2 protein-coding genes and 1 pseudogene are annotated in these 3,558 nt (G+C 60.6%); 2 read left to right on the forward strand and 1 reads right to left on the reverse strand.

What is annotated here, in order from left to right:
* Positions 1-100 precede the first annotated feature (100 nt).
* The gene (locus WLY71_RS30075) at positions 101-1,588 is read right to left on the reverse strand and encodes a helicase HerA-like domain-containing protein (protein ID WP_347806475.1); all 1,488 of its coding nucleotides are present in this window, start codon (positions 1,586-1,588) and stop codon (positions 101-103) included.
* 333 nt (positions 1,589-1,921) lie between these two features.
* Between WLY71_RS30075 and WLY71_RS31540 the strand changes: the two are divergent.
* Both WLY71_RS31540 and WLY71_RS31545 read left to right on the forward strand, forming a co-directional pair.
* Positions 1,922-2,761 (forward strand): annotated as a pseudogene (locus tag WLY71_RS31540) (HAMP domain-containing protein); the annotation flags it as partial.
* Between the two features lie 141 nt (positions 2,762-2,902).
* Positions 2,903-3,558 (forward strand): methyl-accepting chemotaxis protein (locus WLY71_RS31545; protein ID WP_425589979.1); only part of this gene is annotated, 656 nt, incomplete at its 3' end.

Here is a 3,558-nt window from a genome sequence, read left to right on the forward strand (position 1 = left end):
GAGCTTGCTCGCGATAGCGGTGTATCAGTCAACATATGCGTTGAATGTGAGACCGCAATCGCGAGCAAGCTCGCTCCCACATTTTGACCGAGCCCGCTTGCTAGCGGCGTTTGCTGCCACCGAGTAGCGAGCCCATCAACCCGCGTACCAACTGTCGGCCCAATTGATTGGCCGCCTGGCGCATCGCTGATTTCAGTGCCTGCCCCGCCGCGGTGCCGAGGAATTCCCCGGCCTTGTCGGTGAAGCTTGGCTCTTCGGCTGCCGGTTTGCCCGGAACAGCGTCAGGCTCTGGCGCCAACCCTTTGCGCCCCATCAACACTTCATAAGCCGATTCGCGATCAACGGGTTTGTCATACCGCCCCTTGAAGGGCGACCACGAGATCAGCACTGTGCGTTCAGTCTCGCTCAGTGGCCCGATCCGCGATTGCGGCGGTGCCACCAAAACCCGCTGGACCATCTCCGGCGTGCCCTTGTCCTGCAACGTGCCGACCAACGCCTCGCCGATTCCAAGCTCGGTCAGCACCGACAAGGCATCGAACGTCGGGTTCGGCCGGAAGCCTTCGGCCACCGCTCGCAAGGATTTCTGTTCCTTGGCGGTGAACGCGCGCAGGCCATGCTGAACGCGCAGACCGAGCTGAGCCAGCACGTCATCCGGCAAGTCGCCTGGCGATTGCGTGACGAAATACACGCCAACGCCTTTCGAGCGTATCAGCCGCACCACCTGCTCAAGACGATCCTGCAAAGCCTTTGGCGTACCGGCGAACAATAAATGCGCTTCGTCGAAAAACAACGCCAGCAGCGGTTTGTCCGAATCCCCCCGCTCTGGCAATTGCTCGAACAGTTCGGCCAGCAGCCACAACAGGAACGTTGCGTAGACCTTCGGCGCTTCATGCACCAGACGGCTGGCATCGAGCAGGTGAATGCGCCCGCGACCCTCGGCGGTCGGCTGCAGAATGTCTTCGAGTTGCAGCGCCGGCTCACCGAACAGCGCTTCGGCGCCCTGCTGTTCCAGGGTCGCCAGACGCCGCAACAGTGCCTGACTGGAACCGGTGGTCAGCAGCGCAGCGTCGTCACCCAGCAATTCGGGGTTGTCACGCAGGTGATTGAGCAGTGCCTTCAGGTCCTTGAGGTCCAGCAGCAACAGCCCTTCACGGTCCGCCACCTTGAACGCGGCGTACAGCGCCGACTGCTGACTGTCGGTCAGCTCCAGCAGGCTGCCAATCAATAACGGCCCCATTTCGCTCAAGGTTGTGCGCAACGGATGACCGGACTGACCGTGAATGTCCCACAGGGTCACCGGATACGCTTGAGGTGTGTGGTTCAGCCAGGGCATCCCGGCGATCCGCTCGGCGATTTTGCCTTGAGGATTGCCGGCGGCGCCCAGACCGCACAGGTCACCCTTGATATCGGCGGCAAACACTGCCACGCCGGCATCGCTGAAGGCTTCGGCCATCCGTTGCAAGGTGACGGTTTTGCCCGTCCCGGTAGCGCCCGCGACCAAACCATGACGGTTCGCCAGACGCATGGCCTGGGCAATCGGCTGCCCGGCGAGGTCGGCGCCGATAACGAGTTGTAATGAGTCAGGCATTTTGTCACCCATGGTTAATCTTTGATCCTTCACGGCCGATAGAAATAAGCGAGAGACCCAATTGAAAGCAAGGTCCGACATTCCCCTATGGAGAGCAGGAATTACCGACTCGCTCCGTTGCGCACTCATTTTGCGCGCATTAACAGCAACACACCCCGAACAATAAGACCTTAGCGGACACCCCGAGCCATGAACAAAAATCTGCGCTTCAGCCATAAAATCCTGCTTGCCGCCGCCCTGATCGTCATTGCCGCCTTCGCCTCGTTCACGCTGTACAACGACTATTTGCAGCGCAACGCCATTCGCGAAGACCTGGATAACTACCTCAATGAGATGGGAGACGTCACCGCCAACAACATCCAGACCTGGCTGGCCGGTCGTATCCTGCTGATCGACAACCTCGCCCAGAACATCGCCATCAACCCCGAACAGGCCACCGTCTCCAGCCTGCTTGAGCAGAAAGCCCTGACGTCGACCTTCATGGCGTCCTACCTGGGCGACGCCACCGGCCACTTCACCATCCGCCCGGATGCGAAGATGCCCGACGGCTTCGACCCACGGGTTCGCCCTTGGTACAAAGGCGCCGAAAGCAGCAGTACCGCCACCCTGACCGAACCTTACATCGACGCGGCCACCGGCCAGACCATCATCTCGATCGCCACCGCCTCGAAAAAAGCCGGGCAAAGCGTGGGTGTGGTGGGCGGCGACCTGAGCCTGCAAACCCTGATCGACACCCTCAGCGCCCGCGACTTCAACGGCATGGGTTACGCGTTTCTGGTCAGCGCCGACGGCAAGATTCTGGTCCACCCGGACAAAACCATGGTGATGAAGTCCCTGAGCGAGGCATACCCGAAAAATACCCCGCGCCTGAGCAGCGACTTCAGTGAAGTGGAGGTCGACGGCAAAACCCGCATCGTCACCTTCACCCCGATCAAAGGCCTGCCATCAGTCAACTGGTACATCGGTCTGTCGGTAGATAAAGATAAAGCCTTCTCGATGCTCAGCGAATTCCGCGCCTCGGCAGTCGTTGCGACGGTCATTGCCGTGGCCATCATCATCGCTCTGCTGGGCATGCTCATCCGCATCCTGATCCAGCCGCTGCACGTCATGACCCGCGCCATGGCAGACATCGCCGACGGCGAAGGCGACCTGACCAAACGCCTGACCATCCAGAACAACGACGAATTCGGTGTCCTCGGTACCGCGTTCAACCGCTTCGTGGAACGCATTCATGGTTCGATCCGCGAAGTGTCGTCGGCCACCGGGCAAGTCAACGAAGTGGCTTTGCGTGTAGTGGCCGCCTCGAACTCCTCGATGTTCAACTCCGACCAACAAGCTTCGCGCACCAGCAGCGTGGCCGCGGCGATCAACCAGCTCGGCGCCGCCGCTCAGGAAATCGCCCGCAACGCAGCACAAGCATCGAGTCAGGCCAGCGATGCCCGCAGCCTGGCCGAAGATGGTCAGCAAGTGGTGGATCGCAGCATTGTCGCGATGAATCAGCTGTCGAGCATGCTCAGCGCCTCAAGCACCAACATCGAATCGCTGAACAGCAAAACCGTGAACATCGGGCAGATTCTCGAAGTGATCACCAGCATCTCCCAGCAAACCAACCTGCTGGCGCTGAACGCGGCCATCGAAGCGGCGCGTGCCGGTGAAGCCGGTCGCGGTTTTGCGGTGGTTGCAGACGAGGTTCGTAACCTGGCGCACCGCACTCAGGAATCGGCGCAGCAGGTGCAGACCATGATTGAGGAGTTGCAAATCGGCGCCCGCGAATCCGTCAGCACCATGAGCGACAGCCAGCGCCACAGTCAGGACAGCGTCGAAATCGCCAACCTGGCCGGTGAGCGGTTGAACAGCGTGACGTTGCGTATTGGCGAGATTGACGGGATGAACCAGTCGGTGGCCACGGCGACCGAGGAACAGACTGCGGTGGTGGAGTCGATCAACGTCGACATTACCGAGATCAACAC

The sequence above is a fragment of the Pseudomonas rossensis genome (assembly GCF_039888995.1).
In the GTDB taxonomy this organism is placed as follows: Bacteria; Pseudomonadota; Gammaproteobacteria; order Pseudomonadales; family Pseudomonadaceae; genus Aquipseudomonas; species Aquipseudomonas rossensis.